The sequence below is a fragment of the Escherichia sp. Lx600-2 genome (assembly GCF_036662595.1).
Classification (GTDB): Bacteria; Pseudomonadota; Gammaproteobacteria; order Enterobacterales; family Enterobacteriaceae; genus Escherichia; species Escherichia coli.
Genome location: NZ_JAYQWM010000255.1, coordinates 1 through 572 on the forward strand (window position 1 = coordinate 1; position 572 = coordinate 572).

1 protein-coding gene is annotated in these 572 nt (G+C 49.5%); it reads right to left on the minus strand.

Translation table 11 applies throughout. From position 1 onward, the window contains the following. On the minus strand, positions 1-572 hold a 572-nt coding region (locus OQV04_RS24855; protein ID WP_442899674.1), incomplete at both ends, for a hypothetical protein.

Genomic DNA, 572 nt, shown 5'->3' on the forward strand with positions numbered 1-572 from the left:
GCTTGGATTTTATCCGCTTGCTGCGCTTTGTCTTGTAACTGCTTCGCCAACTGCTGGTTCTGCTGCTCTAAAGCTTTCGCTGCTGCTTGTTGCTTGGCTAACGCTTCGCGCGTGGTTTGGCTTTCTGCTTGCGCTTTTTCCAACCCAGCTTCTTTTTGTTTCAATAACGCAATTTGTTTATTCAAATCCGCTGTCAGCGCTTTCACTTGCTCATCGCTGGCTTGGCTCATCAAGGCAGTTTGTTTTTCCACGTTCGCTTGCAGTTTTTGCAGCTCTGCGTTGGCTTGTTTTAACTGCGCCTGTGCCGTGGCGTAATCCTGCTCATTTTTCTGCAAACGCGCTTGCAGCGCAAGTTGCTGCTTCTCGCTGTCAGTAAACTGTTTCGATAATGCATTTTGCGCCGCTTGGTGCTCTGCCAGCTGTTTCTTCGCTGCCGCCAGTTCGCTTTCTAACGCCGCTTTCTGGGCTAATTTCGCGGTTTGATCCGCTAATGATGCTTGGATTTTATCCGCTTGCTGCGCTTTGTCTTGTAACTGCTTCGCCAACTGCTGGTTCTGCTGCTCTAAAGCTTT